A 14364-nucleotide genomic window follows, 5' to 3' on the forward strand; every position below is an offset into this window, starting at 1 on the left:
CGGGCCGGACTTATTCCGGCAGCTTGAAGCCGGACACCGACCGCTGCAGATCCGACGCCAGTTCGGTCAGGTTGCCGATGGAGGCCGCCGTCTCGTTGGTGCCGGTGTTGGTCTGGGTGGTGATCTCCTGGATGACGTTCATCGTCTCGGTGATGTTGCTGGCCGCCTTGGACTGCTGGGCCGCGGAGTTCGATATGTTCTCGATCAGACCGGCCAGGCTCTCGGACACGCTGACGATCTCCTCCAGTGCGTCGCCGGCGTCCTCGGCCAGGTGGGCACCCGTGACCACACCCGAGGTGCTCTGCTCCATGGAGATCACGGCCTCGTTGGTGTCGGTCTGGATGGTCTTCACCAGCGCCTCGATCTGCTTGGTGGCGTTGGAGGAACGCTCGGCCAGACGCTGCACCTCGTCGGCCACCACCGCGAAACCACGGCCGGCCTCGCCGGCCATGGCGGCCTGGATGGCGGCATTGAGCGCGAGGATGTTGGTCTGTTCGGCGATGTCGTTGATCAGTTCCACGATGTCGCCGATCTCCTGGGAGGACTCGCCCAGGCGCTTGATGCGCTTGGAGGTCTCCTGGATGTGCTCGCGGATCTGGTCCATACCCTCGATGGTACGGCGCACGGCCTTGCCGCCCTTGTTGGCGATCTCCACCGATTTCTGCGACACCTCGGACGATTCCTTGGCGTTCCTGGACACCTCGTCGATGGACACGGCCATCTCGTTGATGGCGGTTACCGCCGAGGTGATCTCCTGGGCCTGGTGCTCACTGGCCTCGGACAGGTTCATGGCGGTGGTCTTGGTCTGCTCGGCCGCCGAGGTCACCTGACCCGATGCACTGTTGATGGTGGTGACCACCTCGCGCAGGGCGTCGATGGTGAAGTTGATGGAGTCGGCGATGGCGCCGGTGAAGTCCTCGGTCACCGTGGCGTAGCTGCTCAGATCGCCGTCGGCCAGGTTGCCCATTTCGTCGAGCAGCCGCAGGATGGCCTCCTGGTTCTTCTTGTTGGTCTCCTCGGCAGCCTGACTGCGGCGGTCGGCGTCACGCTTGAGCGACCAGCCCAGCCAGATCAGGAAGATCAGGGCCAGACCGCCGAACATGTAGGCATGATGCACCTTGATCGGTCGCTGGGTCGGTGCCAGCGAGTAGGCCGACTGCAGATTGGCGGAGGCGGCGAACAGCTGATCGGACTGATCCGAAGCGGCGCTGGCCGCGGCCTGCACCCCCATCAGGGCGTCGGCGTTGTCCAGCATCTCGCCGACATAGTCGCTGACCGAGCTGAACAGCATGGCGATCTCACGCAGCTTGGCCTGGGCCTCGGGGTCCTGGATCTGCGGAGCGTTCTCGCCGCCGCGGATCTGGTCTTCCAGCACCATGCCGAATTCCTCGGTATCCTGGGCGAACTGTTCGGTGGCGGCCTCGGCATCCTCACCGGCCAGCACCTTGTTCAGATTGTTGACGATGCGCTGGGACAGCATCAGCTGGCGGCTGGCCACGCGCACGGCCTCCTGGCCGGCGTTGCGATCGACCAGCACCCGCACCACGTCCTCGTAGTGGGCCAGCAGCTGCGGCATGAACTCGTTGATCACCGCCGCCGTCTCCTTGACCGCCAGCACCAGTTCCTCGCCCTCGAGCACCGTATTGACGGTGCCGCGGAACTCGTTCCACTTGCGCTCCACCGCCACCAGTTCCTCGTGGGCGACGGATTCCTCAGCGGTCGGCGGCAGCCCGGAATTGACGTTGCCGTTGCGCAGCACCTTCAGGGTCTGATCGAAGCGATCCCGGTTCATCACCACCTGATCGAAGGCCTCCTCGCCGCCCGAAGCCGCCTCCAGGGCGTACTTGGCGATCTGCTGCGACAGCACCTGCTGTTCACTGGTATAACCGATACGTTCCTTGTCGAATGCCGCCTGACGGGCGGTGTAGACGAAGATCGCCGCCATGGCCAGCACCGAGGCGAGCAACAGCAGGATAAGATTGCGTACCATCTTTCCCTGCCCCTGCCGGTCCGTTGAAGTTTGAGTACTCATGGTTCCTCTCCTGCCCTCGATAAACCAGTATCCTGGTTGATGGTTGGTCTTTGGTTGCGCAAAGCCGCGTTGTTGTTAAATCCCTTTGTTCACAGTGCCGCCTGCAGGAACTGCGGAGTTTCCGCCAGCCGCCGCATGCTGAATACGCCCCAGTGTTCATCGCCGATACGGAAACCGCCGTCCAGGTAGGGTTGGATGGCGGCATCGTCGGTCGGCGGCTCGGGAGTCTGGTCTTCCGGCATGAAATGCTTCAGCCCCAGCACCTCGTCGACCACCAGCCCGGAGTGTACGCCGGCATGGTTGATCACCAGCACGCGGCTGCGGCGGGTGGCGGCGGCTCTGTGGCCGTGCAGAAATCCCTGCAGATCCATGATCGGCAGCAGATTGCCGCGCACATTGGCGATGCCCTGCACCCAGTTCTTGGCGCCAGGCACCTTGGAATAATCGGTGGGGGTGAGTATCTCGGTCACCTCGCCCAGCGGCGAGACGAAACGATGTCCGCCGAGGCGGAAACCGATGCCGACCCAATCCTCGCGCAGTTCGACTTCACTGGGCAGCGGCCGGGCCGCGCGGCGCAGCCGCCGTTCCAGATCGAAGAGAATGTGGACCGGGTCCTTGTTATCAGGGGTCTGGCTCATGACACCTCCCTGTCCGTACGTCCCTGTCAGGCGCCGAGCACGGTATTGATCTTGCTGACCAGATCGGCCTCGGTCACCGGCTTGGTGATGTAGTCCTTCGCGCCCTGGCGCATGCCCCAGACGCGGTCGGTTTCCTGATCCTTGGTAGTGCAGATGATCACCGGGATATCCGCCGTCTCCGCGCCCTTGGTCAGCTGACGGGTGGCCTGGAAACCGTTCAGTCCGGGCATCACCACATCCATCAGCACCAGATCGGGCTTCTCCGCCTTGGCGACCTCGATGCCTTCCTCGCCGGAACCGGCGGTCAGGGTCTCGTGGCCATTCTTCTCCACCATGCTCTTGAGCACATGCATTTCCGTGGGAGAATCATCCACAATCAGAATACGAGCCATGTAACGTCTCCTTTCATCAACTGGTTGGCGCGCTGTTTTATTTCCGGCACGTCCTGGTACCTGTTATCGCCCGCGGACACGGAAGGTTTAGGTCAGACCCTCGGCGACCCGTGGCGGATGGTTGGGGAACGGCGCTCCCCCGGCAGACCGCGGGAGAGGCAGGATCAATCGCGGACGACGTGGTCCCGGATCGCACCCAGCAGTTCCTCCTTGGAAAAGGGCTTGGTGACATACTGCTCCGATCCCACGATCCGGCCCCGTGCCCGGTCGAACAGGCCGTCCTTGCTGGAAAGCATGATCACGGGCGTGCCCTTGAAGGCCTGGTTGTGCTTGATCAGGGCACAGGTCTGATAGCCGTCAAGGCGCGGCATCATGATGTCGACGAAAATGATATCGGGCTTGTGATCGGCGATCTTGGAAAGGGCCTCGAAGCCGTCGGTGGCCGTGATGACCTCGCAACCGGCTTTCTTGAGAAGGGTCTCGGCGGTGCGGCGGATGGTCTTGCTGTCGTCAATCACCATCACCCGCAGGCCTTCGAGCGTATCGATCTGTTGGGCTGCACTCTCCACAGCGTATCCCCCCACTGACTGGTTCCTTGTAGTGTTATGGGCGCGAACCGGCCGCGCCCCATACAGTTAGCACAAAAATCTACGACTTTCCATTAGTTGCGTGTTCGCCCCACCCCTGCAGCGGGGGACTGAACCCGCACCGGACAGTGCAGTCCAACGGCATATCGGGTCATCCCTCCGACGCCGGTATTGGCGTCGGAACGCTGAATTCCATTACTATTACGCCGTTACCTGTCTCCTGTAGCGTCCACCCGGCAGCAAACTTTATGACCTCAGACCATCCCCACGTGCCGCACCTGACCACGGCCCTGACCGGCCCCCTGCAGCAGATCGAGAGCCATCTGCTGGAGCAGCAGTCGCGCATCGAGGCGTGGCTGCGGGCCCAGTGGCGCGAGACCCCCGCACCCCTGTACGCCTCGGTGGATCTGCGCAACGCCGGCTTCAAGCTGGCCCCGGTGGACACCAACCTGTTCCCGGCCGGGTTCAACAACCTCAACCCCGCCTTCCTGCCGCTATGCATCCAGGCTTTTCAGACCAAGATGGAGCACATCTGCGAGACCGCCAGCAACATCCTGCTGGTGCCGGAGGAGCACACCCGCAACCTCTTCTACCTGGAAAGCGTGGCCACCCTGCGCGACATCATCCTCAAGGCCGGCTACCAGGTGCGCATCGGCTCCACCCGCGAGGATCTGGACGCGCCGCTGACCCTGGACCTGCCCTCCGGCGGCCAGCTGACCCTGGAGCCGATCCAGCGCCGCGGCAACCGGGTGTACCTGGAGGGCTTCGACCCCTGCATGGTGCTGCTGAACAACGACCTGATCGGCGGCCACCCGGAGAAGCTGCGCGACCTGGAGCAGATGGTGATCCCGCCGCCGGACCTGGGCTGGACCGTACGCCTGAAATCCGGCCATTTCACCCACTACCACGAGGTGGCCACCGAATTCGCCAGGATGCTCGACATCGACCCCTGGCTGATCAATCCCATGTTCCGCAACTGCGGCGAGCTGAACTTCCAGAAGCGCGAGGGCGAGGAATGCCTGCTCATCAACGCCGGCAGGCTGCTGGAGGATATCCAGAGGAAATACGACGAATACGACATCGACCGCGAGCCCTTCGTGGTGATCAAGGCCGATGCCGGCACCTACGGCATGGCCATCATGTCGGTCACCAGCGTCGATGAACTGCGCAGTCTCAACCGCAAGCAGCGCAACAAGATGGGATCGATGAAAGGCGGCGCGAGCGTGAGCAAGTTCCTGCTCCAGGAAGGGGTCTACACCTTCGAGACCTGGGGCGCGGAGGAGGCCGTGGCCGAACCGGTGGTCTACATGATCGATCACTTCGTGGTCGGCGGTTTCTACCGGGTGCACAAGGGCCGCGGGGTACACGAGAACCTCAATGCGCCGGGGATGCAGTTCGAGCCGCTGGCCTTCGTCGAGTCCTGCATCAATCCTGACACCAACCAGGCCCCGGACGCCGAACCCAACCGCTTCTATGCCTACGGCGTGATCGCCCGGCTGGCCCTGCTGGCCGCCGCCCGCGAGCTGGCCGACCACCGCGAGGAACTGGCCGAGGGCGCGGCCGAGGCCCAGGCATGACCCGCCTGGGCGTGCTGATGGATCCCATCGGCTCCATCAACATCAAAAAGGACAGCACCTTCACCATGCTGCTCGCCGCCCGGGCGCGGCACTGGGAGGTCCTCTATTTCGAACAGGCCGACCTGTTCCTGCGCGACGGCCGCCCCTGGGCCCGGATGCGCGGGCTCGAGGTCCGGGACGACCCCGACGACTGGTTCGACCTGGCGCCGCCGCAGACCCGGCCGCTGGAGGAACTCGACATCCTGCTGATGCGCAAGGACCCGCCGGTCGATCTGGAGTACTTCGCCACCACCTATATCCTGGAACGCGCCGAGGCGGCCGGCGTGCTGGTGGCCAACCGCCCGGCCAGCCTGCGCGATGTCAATGAAAAGCTCTACACCGCCTGGTTCCCACAGTGCTGCGTGCCGACGCTGGTCAGCCGCGACCCGGTCCGGCTGCGCGAGTTCATCGTCGAGCAGCAGGACGCCATCCTCAAACCCCTGTACTCGATGGGCGGCAGCTCCATCTTCCGGGTGCGCCTGGACGACCCCAACACCAGCGTCATCCTCGAATCCCTCACCGATCTGGGCCGCACGTCGGTCATGGCGCAGCGCTTCATCCCCGAAATCCGCGACGGCGACAAGCGCATCCTGCTCATCGACGGCGAGCCGGTACCCTATGCCCTGGCCCGTATCCCGCCCGCGGGCGAGACCCGCGGCAACCTGGCCGTGGGCGGACGCGGGGTCGGGGTGGAACTGACCGAGCGCGACCGCTGGATCTGCGCCCAGGTCGCGCCGGCGCTGCGCGAGAAGGGCCTGTATTTCGTCGGCCTGGACGTGATCGGCGACTACCTCACCGAGGTCAATGTCACCAGCCCGACCTGCATCCGCGAGCTGGACCGGGAATACGGTCTGGATATCGCTGGCGAACTGATGGACTGTCTGCAAGGTAAACTCCATGACCGCTGAACTGCACAAACGGATTGCCGTCCTGGGCCTGCTGCTGGCCACGCTGCTGCTGACCGGCTGCCAGCCGGCCGAATCGCCCCTGCTCGAGCGCCGCTTCATCGCCCTGGGCACCATCATCGACATCACCCTTTACGGCGCGGAAGCTGAACAGGCCGATCCGGTGCTGGCGGCGATCGAGCGCGACTTTCATCGCCTGCACCACGACTGGCACGCCTGGGAGGACAGCCGGCTGACCGCGCTCAACACCGCCCTGCAGCGGGGGGAACACGCCCCGGTTCCCGCCGAACTGATGGCGGTGCTCAAGCAGGCCCGCGCGCTGAACCGCAGCAGCAACGGCCTGTTCGAACCCGCCATTGGCGGTCTTATGGCCCTGTGGGGCTTTCACAGCAACGATCTGCCCGACAGCGTTCCGGACAACGACACCATCGCGGCCTGGCTCGCCGGGCGCCCGCGCATGACCGATCTGGCACTGGAAAACGGCCAGGCCCACAGCGACAACCCGCGCCTGCAACTCGATCTCGGCGCCTTCGCCAAGGGAGTGGCCGTCGACCGTGCCATCGCCGCCTTGCGCGCGGCCGGCATCGACAACGCCATCGTCAACGCCGGCGGCGACCTGCGCGCCATCGGCGCGCGCGATCGGCCCTGGCGCATCGGCATTCGCCACCCGCGCGCGCCGGGCGTGCTGGCCTCGATCGCGACCCGGAACGACGAGAGCATCTTTACCTCGGGGGACTATGAGCGCTATTTCGAGTTCGAGGGCAAGCGCTATCATCATATTATCGATCCACGCAGCGGCTACCCGGCGCGCGACACCGCATCGCTCACGGTCATCCACAGCGAGGCCGCCACGGCCGATGCCGCCGCCACCGCCCTGTTCGTGGCCGGCGATGCCTGGCCACGAACCGCCGCGGACATGGGCATCGAGCGGGTGTTGCGGGTGCGTGCGGATGGGACGGTGGAAATGACACCGGCCATGGCCGAACGCATCCGTTTCGAAACCGAGGTCGAGCCGGTCGTTGTGCTGCAGGAGTTGCCCTGATGCGCGCAGTCCGCCCCGCCGATCTGCTGGTGCTGGTGCTGGCCGTCGGCCTGGTCGGCTGGAGCTATATCCATTTCTGGCAGACCGAACAGGCCGCCAGCCTGGAGATCTGGGTCGACGGCCGCCACCAGGCCAGCCTGCCGCTGATCGAGGCGCGGACCCTGGAGGTCGAGGGCAGTATCGGGACCAGCCGGATCGCGCTGGCCCCCGGCCGCGCCCGCTTCCTGGACTCGCCCTGCGAGAGCAAACGCTGCGTGCATACCGGCTGGATCGATCAGGGCGGCATGGTCGCCGCCTGCCTGCCCAACCGGATCAGCCTGCACCTGCAGGGCCGCGACCGGCGCTATGACGCGATCAATCTCTGACCCATGCCCGTCGAGACCGTCATCACCCGCCCCGAGGATCATCGCATCGCCTGGCTGGCCGCGCTGGCCATCGCCATCCATGTCCTCGAGGCGGCCATCCCCAGTCCGGTACCGGGGCTCAAGCCGGGGCTGGCCAACCTGGTCACTCTGCTGGCGCTGCTGGTCTTCGGCTGGGGCGCGGCGGTCTGGGTCAGCCTGCTGCGGGTGCTGGTCGGCAGCCTGCTGCTGGGGACCTTCCTCACCCCCACCTTCATGCTCAGCCTGGCCGGGGCGCTGGCCAGTCTGCTCGCGCTCGGTCTGGGCCGGGGTCTGGCGCGGCGCTGGCTGGGCCCGCTCGGCCTGAGCCTGCTCGCCTCCCTCGGACACATCAGCGGCCAGTTCGCCCTGGCCTATGCCCTGTTCATTCCGCACCCGGGCCTGTGGCACCTGTATCCGCCCCTGCTGACAGCCGCCCTGATCTTCGGCATCCTCAACGGTATAATCGCCAGCCTGGCACTACAGGGTATGGACCGGGCTCACGCGCCCCAGCAGGAAACCGCATCAAGGACATGAGCCAGAACATCCTCGGCAACCGGCCGCAGTACCAGGGCGATCCACTGATCGTCGCCCTGCTGCTGGCCGGCGCGCTGCACGCCCTGCTGCTGCTGGGCGTGTCCTTCACCTTCGAGCCCGACGCCGTCCGCGAGGCCCCGCCGCCGCTGGATATCGCCCTGCTGCCGCGTCAGAACACCGAAACGCCCGAAGAGGCCGACTACCTGGCCGAACACAGCCAGACCGGCACCGGCAACGTGGATGAGCGGGTCGAACCCACGCCGCCGCAGCCGGCGCAGCAGGCCAGCGCCCCGCCGCCGGAGCCGGCCCCCGAGCAGCCGCAGGTCATGACCCAGGCCGAATCCCCGACCCGGGTCGCCCCCAGCGAGGCCGAGCCCAGGCCCGAGGCGCCCCGGCCCAGCGCCAGCGAACTGATCGAGCACAGCATGGAACTGGCCAACCTGGACCAGCAGATCAGGCAGTCGCTGCAGGCCTATTCGGAGCGCCCGCGCAAGACCTTCGTCTCGGCCAGCACCCGCGAGTACAAGTACGCCAGCTACATGAGCGACTGGGTGCGCAAGGTCGAGCGGGTGGGCAACCTCAACTACCCCGACGCCGCCCGGCGCCAGGGCGTGTCGGGCAAGCTGCTGCTGCAGGTCGCACTCAAGCCCGACGGCAGCATCCACGGCATCACTCTGCTCAAGTCCTCCGGCCATCAGGTGCTCGATGACGCCGCCATCCGCATCGTGGAACTGGCCGCGCCCTTCCCGCCGCTGCCGGACGACATCAGAAAGGACACCGATCTGCTCTACATCACCCGCACCTGGGAATTCCTCAGCAGCGGCCTGCAGACGCAGGGGAGGTAGCAGCCGCGGCGGCGATAACGCAGAGGACGCAAAGGCTCGGAGACGCAGAGATTTTTATGGTCTTATGCCTCTGCGCCTCTGCGTCCTCTGCGTCCTCTGCGTTCCTGCCGCGCGATCCCTTGCACCGCCCGGCGGGCTCGCCGATACTAGGGCCCATGGCGGAATCCCCCTACCTGGCCAACCACTTCCTCATCGCCATGCCCGGCCTGGCGGACCCGAACTTTTTCCATACCGTCACCTATATCTGCGAGCACGACGCCGACGGCGCCATGGGCCTGGTGATCAACCGGCCGCTGGACATGCGCCTGGACGACGTGTTCGAGCACATGCAGCTGGAAGCCAGCGACCCCTTCATCGCCGACCTGCCGGTCTACCAGGGCGGGCCGGTCCAGCCCGAGCGCGGCTTCATCCTGCACCAGCCGCTGGGCCAGTGGGAGGCGACCATGCAGGTGACCGAGGACACCGGCGTGACCGCCTCCCAGGACATCCTGGCCGCCATGGCCGAAGGCCGGGGGCCGAGCCGGGCGCTGGTCGCCCTGGGCTACGCCGGCTGGGGCGCCGGCCAGCTCGAGCACGAGATGGCGGAAAACGCCTGGCTCAGCGGCCCGGCCGACCCGCGGGTGATCTTCGATACCCCGGTGGAGAAACGCTGGGAGGCGGCGGCGGCCCTGATCGGGGTGGACGTCAAGCTGCTCTCGGGCGACGCCGGGCATGCCTGAGGCCGCAGCGGCCACCCTGCTCGGCTTCGATCACGGCAGGAAAAAAATCGGTGTCGCCGTCGGCCAGACGGTGACAGGGACGGCGCGTGCGTTACAATCGCTCCCCGCCCGCGACGGTCAGCCGGACTGGGGCCGGGTCGCCGCCCTGCTGGACGAGTGGCGGCCCCAGGCCCTGGTGGTGGGCCGGCCGCTGTATCTCACCGGCGATACCAGCGCGACCACGGCCGCGGCCGAGCGTTTCGCCCGCCGGCTGCACGGGCGCTTCGGGCTGCCGGTGCACCTGATGGACGAGCGCCTGAGCTCGCAGGCGGCGCGTCGGCTCGAGACCGGCAATGACGCAGACATCGATGCCCAGTCGGCACGCATCATCCTGCAGGACTGGCTGGACGAACATAAGGAACACTGATGACCCAGACCCCTGTCGAACCCCTGCTGGCCCAGATGGCCGGGGATCTCAGCGCCCTGCTCCAGCGCCGCGGCGTGGAGGATCCGGCCATGGTCGGCATCCATACCGGCGGGGTCTGGGTGGCAAGCGAGCTGCATCGTGCGCTGGGGCTGGAACAGCCGCTGGGCAGCCTGGACATCACCTTCTACCGCGACGATTTCACCCGCATCGGCCTGCACCCCCAGGTCAAGCCGTCGGACATCCCGTTCCAGGTCGACGACCGCCACATCATCCTGGTCGATGATGTGCTGCACACGGGGCGCACCATCCGCGCGGCCATGAACGAGATCTTCGACTATGGCCGCCCGGCCTCGGTGATCCTGGCGGTGCTGGTCGAGCGCGGCGGGCGCGAGCTGCCGATCGAGGCCGACGTGGTCGGCACCCGGCTCAAGCTCAACCTGGGCGAACACGTCAAGCTCACCGGGCCCGAGCCCCTGATACTGGAGATTCACGAGGCGGCATGAGCGGCACCAACCTGCAAGTCGACGATCAGGGCCGGCTGCGCCACTTCCTCACCATCGAGGGGCTTTCGCATTCCATTCTCACCGAGATACTGGACACCGCCGAATCCTTCGCCGGCGTGACCGCCCAGCAGGTGAAGAAGGTACCGCTGCTGCGCGGCAAGACCATCGTCAACCTGTTCTTCGAGGCCAGCACCCGCACCCGCACCACCTTCGAACTGGCGGCCAAGCGCCTGTCGGCGGACGTGCTCAACATCAACATCGACGCCTCCAGCGCGGTGAAGGGCGAGACCCTGCTCGACACCCTGCGCAACCTGGAGGCCATGCACGTGGACATGTTCGTGGTGCGCCACGCCGACAGCGGCGCGGCCCACTTCTTCGCCCGCCATGTGGCCCCGCACATCAGCGTGCTCAACGCCGGTGACGGCCGTCACGCCCACCCCACCCAGGCGATGCTGGACATGTTCACCATCCGTCGGGTGAAGGGTCCGGATTTCGGCCGGCTGCGGGTGGCCATCGTCGGCGATGTCATGCACTCGCGCGTGGCCCGCTCGCAGATCCATGCGCTGAACACGCTCAACACCGGCGAGGTGCGCATCGTCGCACCCAAGACGCTGATCCCGGTGGATGCCGAAGCCCTCGGGGTACAGGTCTATCACGACCTGGAAGCCGGCATCCGCGACGTGGATGTGATCATCATGCTGCGGCTGCAGCGCGAACGCATGCAGGGCGCGATGCTGCCGAGCGAACACGAATACTTCCGGCTGTTCGGTCTGACCGAGCAGCGCCTGGCGGTGGCCGATCCGGACGTCACCGTGATGCATCCGGGGCCGATCAACCGCGGGGTGGAGATGGACTCCCAGGTCGCCGACGGCCCGCGTTCGGTGATCCTGGAGCAGGTCACCCACGGCATTGCCGTGCGCATGGCGGTCATGTCCATGACCATGCGCGCCCACGGCGAAGCCGAGGCCGGGGACAGGCACTGATGGCGGCCAGGAAACCCCGCATACTGATCCGCGGCGGCCGCGTCATCGACCCGGCCAACCACCTCGACGCCGAGGTCGACGTCGCCGTCGCCGCCGGGCGCATCACCGGCGTGGGCGAAGCCGTACCCGACGACTTCAAGCCGGAACTGGAGATCGACGCCCGCGGCCTGGTCGTCTGCCCCGGTCTGGTGGAACTGGCCGCGCACCTGCGTGAGCCGGGCCACGAGAACAAGGCCACTATCGCCTCGGAGACCCGCGCGGCGGCCGCCGGCGGCATCACCACCCTGTGCTGTCCGCCGACCACCGACCCCATCATCGACACCCCGGCCGTGGTGGAACTCATCCGCCAGCGCGCCGAACGCGCCGGCCATGCCCGCGTCGTCACCCTGGGGGCGCTGACCCAGGGGCTGGCCGGCGAGCATCTGACCGAGATGGCCGCCCTCAAGGAGGCCGGCTGCCGCGGTGTGAGCAACGCCCAGTCGCCGATCCTGCATACCGCCGTGGTGCGGCGGGCGTTCGAATACGCCGCCACCTTCGACCTGACCGTATTCATCCATCCGGAGGAGTACTGGCTGGCCAACGGCGGCGTCGCCCATGAGGGCGCCGTCGCCACCCGCCTGGGTCTGCCCGGCATCCCGGCCGCGGCCGAGACCGCCGCCGTGGCCCGGGACCTGGCCCTGATCGAACACACCGGGGTGCGGGCGCACTTCTGTCGCCTGACCCACAGCCGCTCGGTGCAGATGATCGCCCGTGCCCAGTACGACGGCGTGCCGGTCACGGCCGACGCGGCCATCCCGTATCTGTATTTCACCGAGCTGGACATCGCCGACTTCGACAGCCAGTTCCATGTCTACCCGCCGCTGCGCACCCAGCGCGACCGTGAGGGCCTGCGCGCCGGCCTGGCCCGCGGCACCCTGTCGGCCCTGTGCAGCGACCACCAGCCGCACGAGGCCGATGCCAAGCTCAACCCCTTCCCGGCCACCGAGCCCGGCATCTCCGGCCTCGACACCCTGCTGCCGCTGGCACTGCGGCTGGTCGAGGACAAGCTGCTGACCCTGCCCGAGGTCATCGAGCGCCTGACTGCCGGCCCGGCCCGTATCCTGGGGCTGTTCGAACAGGGCACCGGCACCCTGAACCCGGGGGCGGCGGCCGACATCACCCTGTTCGACCCCGAGGCAACCTGGCGCATCGCGCCCGCCAGCCTGCTCAGCCAGGGCCACAACACGCCCTTCATGGGCTGGGAAGTGAAGGGGCGGGTCATGCACACCCTGCTGGGCGGACGGCGGGTGTTCGAGCGCTAGCGACCACTTTTTTACGCGTCATTGCGAGCGCAGCGCGGCAATCTCGTAATGCAGCACCAACCTGTAGGGATTATTCGCTACGCCCACCCCTTCGCACCCATAGAAGCCCTCCGGGTTTCATCATGGGCACCCCACCCTTCGGGTCTGGGCATCGCAATGACGGATCATCGGCTTCCGAAAGCGGTGGATAACCGTTTTCCAAGTGTTCTTCGTGTTCCCTGTGGTTCATAATTGACCCCATGACCACTGCCAAACCCCACCGCGGCACCATCCAGCTGGAAGACGCCGAGATCCTGGACCACGAGGCGCATCCGGGCGAGCAGTACATCCTGCGCGTCCGCAGCCCCGAGTGCGCCCGCCGCGCCGAACCGGGCAGCTTCGCCCATCTGACCTGCGACCCGCTGCTGCCCATGCGCCGGCCGCTGTCGATCATGCGCACCGATCCGGAGGCCGGCTGGGTGGAGTTCCTGTACAAGGTGGTCGGCGCGGGCACCCGACTGCTCAGCCGCCGCCAGGTGGGTGAATCGCTGAGTGTGCTGGGTCCCATCGGCCAGCCGTTCCGGCCGCGCCCTGAACGCCCGCGCACCCTGCTGCTGGGCGGCGGCGTCGGCATCCCGCCCATGGTGTTTCTGGCCGACGCCCTGCGCCGGCAACCGGCGTACAAGCCGCTGGTGCTGATGGGATCCGAAGTCCCCTTCCCCTTCACCCGCCGGCCGTCGCAGATCCTGGTGCCCGGCATTCCCGACGGGGTGATCGCCGCCATGCCGCTGCTGGAGGACTGGGGCGTGCCCAGCCGCCTGTGCAGTCAGCAGGACTTCCCCGGCTGCTTCCAGGGCTATATCACGGATCTCGCCCGTGACTGGCTGGCCGCACTCAATACGCAGCATCTGCATGAGGTGGAGATCTTCGCCTGCGGCCCCCACGCCATGCTGGAGGCCGTCGCCGGACTGGCACGCGAGTACGATCTGCCCTGCCAGGTCTCGCTGGAGGAATTCATGGCCTGCGCCGTCGGCGGCTGCGCCGGCTGCACCGTGCAGGTGGCAACCGAGCAGGGCCCGGCGATGAAACGCGTGTGCGTGGACGGGCCGGTGTTCGATGCGCGGGCGGTGTTTCCCTGAGCTGAACAGCTCAACGCAAAGACGCCAGGACGCAGGGAACAGCAAAGAGCGTAATGGTGACTCCCATGGACAATCACATCGAAATCCATTACTGCAATCAATGCCGGTGGCTGCTGCGCTCGGCCTGGATGGCACAGGAACTGCTGACGACGTTCGCGGACGAGATCACCGAACTCACGCTGCGTCCGGGCACGGGCGGCGTATTCGAGGTCAGCGTCAACGGCAAGCAGGTATGGTCACGCAAGGAAGCCGGCCGCTTTCCGGAGATCACGGAGTTGAAGCAGCGGGTGCGCGACGAGGTCGCGCCGGACAAGGGGCTGGGGCATTCCGACAAGAAAAAGGATTAAAGGCACCCGCCAA

At 66.6% G+C, this 14364-nt stretch carries 17 protein-coding genes; 13 read left to right on the plus strand and 4 right to left on the minus strand.

The annotated features are described in order from the left end of the window. Positions 1 to 10: 10 nt before the first annotated feature. From CFK21_RS14660 to CFK21_RS14675, 4 genes are all read right to left on the minus strand, one after another. Positions 11 to 2032: a methyl-accepting chemotaxis protein gene (locus CFK21_RS14660; protein WP_096367350.1), complete on the minus strand. Its 2022-nt coding sequence runs from the start codon at positions 2030 to 2032 to the stop codon at positions 11 to 13. Between the two features lie 89 nt (positions 2033 to 2121). Next, complete coding sequence (locus tag CFK21_RS14665; protein ID WP_096367351.1) at positions 2122 to 2670, minus strand: chemotaxis protein CheW; 549 nt, start codon at positions 2668 to 2670, stop codon at positions 2122 to 2124. 26 nt (positions 2671 to 2696) lie between these two features. Then, positions 2697 to 3062, minus strand: coding sequence for a twitching motility response regulator PilH (gene pilH / locus CFK21_RS14670; protein ID WP_096367352.1), 366 nt, complete (start codon positions 3060 to 3062; stop codon positions 2697 to 2699). Positions 3063 to 3226: 164 nt separating this feature from the next. Beyond that, a complete protein-coding gene (locus CFK21_RS14675; protein ID WP_096367643.1) occupies positions 3227 to 3583 on the minus strand; it encodes a response regulator in 357 nt (118 codons plus the stop codon). Between the two features lie 314 nt (positions 3584 to 3897). Between CFK21_RS14675 and gshA the strand changes: the two genes are divergently transcribed. The 13 genes from gshA (at position 3898) to CFK21_RS14740 (ending at position 14351) form a co-directional block, all read left to right on the plus strand. After that, positions 3898 to 5226: a glutamate--cysteine ligase gene (gene gshA, locus CFK21_RS14680; RefSeq protein WP_096367353.1), complete on the plus strand. Its 1329-nt coding sequence runs from the start codon at positions 3898 to 3900 to the stop codon at positions 5224 to 5226. Then, on the plus strand, positions 5223 to 6173 hold the full coding sequence (gene gshB / locus CFK21_RS14685; RefSeq protein ID WP_096367354.1) for a glutathione synthase: 951 nt from the start codon (positions 5223 to 5225) through the stop codon (positions 6171 to 6173). Before gshA ends, gshB begins: the two co-directional genes overlap by 4 nt. Continuing rightward, positions 6163 to 7212, plus strand: a complete 1050-nt coding sequence (locus CFK21_RS14690) for an FAD:protein FMN transferase (protein ID WP_096367355.1) — start codon at positions 6163 to 6165, stop codon at positions 7210 to 7212. Before gshB ends, CFK21_RS14690 begins: the two co-directional genes overlap by 11 nt. After that, complete coding sequence (locus CFK21_RS14695) at positions 7212 to 7577, plus strand: NusG domain II-containing protein (RefSeq protein WP_096367356.1); 366 nt, start codon at positions 7212 to 7214, stop codon at positions 7575 to 7577. Before CFK21_RS14690 ends, CFK21_RS14695 begins: the two co-directional genes overlap by 1 nt. A gap of 3 nt (positions 7578 to 7580) precedes the next feature. After that, positions 7581 to 8129 (plus strand): Gx transporter family protein, encoded by a 549-nt coding sequence (locus CFK21_RS14700; RefSeq protein ID WP_096367357.1) that lies wholly within the window; start codon positions 7581 to 7583, stop codon positions 8127 to 8129. After that, complete coding sequence (locus CFK21_RS14705) at positions 8126 to 8974, plus strand: energy transducer TonB (RefSeq protein ID WP_096367358.1); 849 nt, start codon at positions 8126 to 8128, stop codon at positions 8972 to 8974. The genes CFK21_RS14700 and CFK21_RS14705 overlap by 4 nt, the downstream gene beginning before the upstream one ends. A 155-nt stretch (positions 8975 to 9129) precedes the next feature. Next, positions 9130 to 9693 carry a YqgE/AlgH family protein gene (locus CFK21_RS14710; protein WP_096367359.1) on the plus strand — a complete coding sequence of 188 codons (564 nt, stop codon included), beginning with the start codon at positions 9130 to 9132 and terminating at the stop codon, positions 9691 to 9693. Next, complete coding sequence (gene ruvX, locus CFK21_RS14715) at positions 9686 to 10099, plus strand: Holliday junction resolvase RuvX (protein WP_096367360.1); 414 nt, start codon at positions 9686 to 9688, stop codon at positions 10097 to 10099. The genes CFK21_RS14710 and ruvX overlap by 8 nt, the downstream gene beginning before the upstream one ends. Next, positions 10099 to 10602 carry a bifunctional pyr operon transcriptional regulator/uracil phosphoribosyltransferase PyrR gene (gene pyrR, locus CFK21_RS14720; protein WP_096367361.1) on the plus strand — a complete coding sequence of 168 codons (504 nt, stop codon included), beginning with the start codon at positions 10099 to 10101 and terminating at the stop codon, positions 10600 to 10602. Before ruvX ends, pyrR begins: the two co-directional genes overlap by 1 nt. Next, the gene (locus CFK21_RS14725; protein ID WP_096367362.1) at positions 10599 to 11585 is read left to right on the plus strand and encodes an aspartate carbamoyltransferase catalytic subunit; all 987 of its coding nucleotides are present in this window, start codon (positions 10599 to 10601) and stop codon (positions 11583 to 11585) included. Before pyrR ends, CFK21_RS14725 begins: the two co-directional genes overlap by 4 nt. After that, a complete protein-coding gene (locus CFK21_RS14730) occupies positions 11585 to 12886 on the plus strand; it encodes a dihydroorotase (RefSeq protein WP_096367363.1) in 1302 nt (433 codons plus the stop codon). The genes CFK21_RS14725 and CFK21_RS14730 overlap by 1 nt, the downstream gene beginning before the upstream one ends. A gap of 239 nt (positions 12887 to 13125) precedes the next feature. Beyond that, positions 13126 to 14004, plus strand: a complete 879-nt coding sequence (locus tag CFK21_RS14735; protein WP_096367364.1) for a dihydroorotate dehydrogenase electron transfer subunit — start codon at positions 13126 to 13128, stop codon at positions 14002 to 14004. A 65-nt stretch (positions 14005 to 14069) separates the two neighbouring features. After that, complete coding sequence (locus CFK21_RS14740) at positions 14070 to 14351, plus strand: SelT/SelW/SelH family protein (protein ID WP_096367365.1); 282 nt, start codon at positions 14070 to 14072, stop codon at positions 14349 to 14351. Positions 14352 to 14364: the final 13 nt, after the last annotated feature.

It is taken from the genome of Thiohalobacter thiocyanaticus (genome assembly GCF_002356355.1).
In the GTDB taxonomy this organism is placed as follows: Bacteria; Pseudomonadota; Gammaproteobacteria; order Thiohalobacterales; family Thiohalobacteraceae; genus Thiohalobacter; species Thiohalobacter thiocyanaticus_A.

Excerpts from the sequence above, each read along its gene's own strand:
- CFK21_RS14660 (WP_096367350.1), bottom strand. The coding sequence starts at position 2,032 with ATGAGTACTCAAACTTCAACGGACCGGCAGGGGCAGGGAAAGATGGTA.
- CFK21_RS14665 (WP_096367351.1), bottom strand. The coding sequence starts at position 2,670 with ATGAGCCAGACCCCTGATAACAAGGACCCGGTCCACATTCTCTTCGAT.
- pilH (WP_096367352.1), bottom strand. The coding sequence starts at position 3,062 with ATGGCTCGTATTCTGATTGTGGATGATTCTCCCACGGAAATGCATGTG.
- CFK21_RS14675 (WP_096367643.1), bottom strand. The coding sequence starts at position 3,583 with ATGGTGATTGACGACAGCAAGACCATCCGCCGCACCGCCGAGACCCTT.
- gshA (WP_096367353.1), top strand. The coding sequence starts at position 3,898 with ATGACCTCAGACCATCCCCACGTGCCGCACCTGACCACGGCCCTGACC.
- gshB (WP_096367354.1), top strand. The coding sequence starts at position 5,223 with ATGACCCGCCTGGGCGTGCTGATGGATCCCATCGGCTCCATCAACATC.
- CFK21_RS14690 (WP_096367355.1), top strand. The coding sequence starts at position 6,163 with ATGACCGCTGAACTGCACAAACGGATTGCCGTCCTGGGCCTGCTGCTG.
- CFK21_RS14695 (WP_096367356.1), top strand. The coding sequence starts at position 7,212 with ATGCGCGCAGTCCGCCCCGCCGATCTGCTGGTGCTGGTGCTGGCCGTC.
- CFK21_RS14700 (WP_096367357.1), top strand. The coding sequence starts at position 7,581 with ATGCCCGTCGAGACCGTCATCACCCGCCCCGAGGATCATCGCATCGCC.
- CFK21_RS14705 (WP_096367358.1), top strand. The coding sequence starts at position 8,126 with ATGAGCCAGAACATCCTCGGCAACCGGCCGCAGTACCAGGGCGATCCA.
- CFK21_RS14710 (WP_096367359.1), top strand. The coding sequence starts at position 9,130 with ATGGCGGAATCCCCCTACCTGGCCAACCACTTCCTCATCGCCATGCCC.
- ruvX (WP_096367360.1), top strand. The coding sequence starts at position 9,686 with ATGCCTGAGGCCGCAGCGGCCACCCTGCTCGGCTTCGATCACGGCAGG.
- pyrR (WP_096367361.1), top strand. The coding sequence starts at position 10,099 with ATGACCCAGACCCCTGTCGAACCCCTGCTGGCCCAGATGGCCGGGGAT.
- CFK21_RS14725 (WP_096367362.1), top strand. The coding sequence starts at position 10,599 with ATGAGCGGCACCAACCTGCAAGTCGACGATCAGGGCCGGCTGCGCCAC.
- CFK21_RS14730 (WP_096367363.1), top strand. The coding sequence starts at position 11,585 with ATGGCGGCCAGGAAACCCCGCATACTGATCCGCGGCGGCCGCGTCATC.
- CFK21_RS14735 (WP_096367364.1), top strand. The coding sequence starts at position 13,126 with ATGACCACTGCCAAACCCCACCGCGGCACCATCCAGCTGGAAGACGCC.
- CFK21_RS14740 (WP_096367365.1), top strand. The coding sequence starts at position 14,070 with ATGGACAATCACATCGAAATCCATTACTGCAATCAATGCCGGTGGCTG.